Genomic DNA, 338 nt, shown 5'->3' with positions numbered 1-338 from the left:
AACAAGCAATGAGCCGCCCGCAATCAGGCCGGGCTTCTCACCAAGGTTTTCTTTTGACACCATATAAGCGCCCCCGCCTTGCGGATAAGCGTAAATAATCTGTCTGTAGGACAGAATCAAAGCAAGCAGCAAAATGAGAACACCCGCTGCGATCGGAATGGAATACCAAAACGCGGCCGCGCTTACCGCAGCCAAAATGATCAGAATCTGTTCCGTTCCGTAAGCAACTGATGACAGCGCGTCTGAAGAAAGCATGGCGAGCGCCTTGAGTTTCGTGAGTTTCTGCTCTCCGGCCGCCTGTGATTTCAGCGGTTTCCCAATCAAAAATCTTTTGATTG

Annotated in this window: 1 pseudogene; it reads right to left on the bottom strand. The window is 50.6% G+C overall.

The features are described from left to right. Nucleotides 1-336: pseudogene (locus tag SB660_RS19440) on the bottom strand (amino acid permease); the annotation flags it as partial. Between the last annotated feature and the right edge of the window lie 2 nt (nucleotides 337-338).

The organism is Bacillus sp. SIMBA_005 (assembly GCF_046535585.1).
Taxonomy (GTDB): Bacteria; Bacillota; Bacilli; order Bacillales; family Bacillaceae; genus Bacillus; species Bacillus pumilus.
Note: the sequence above shows the minus strand (reverse complement) of the source record. Positions and strands in the feature narration are given on the sequence as shown.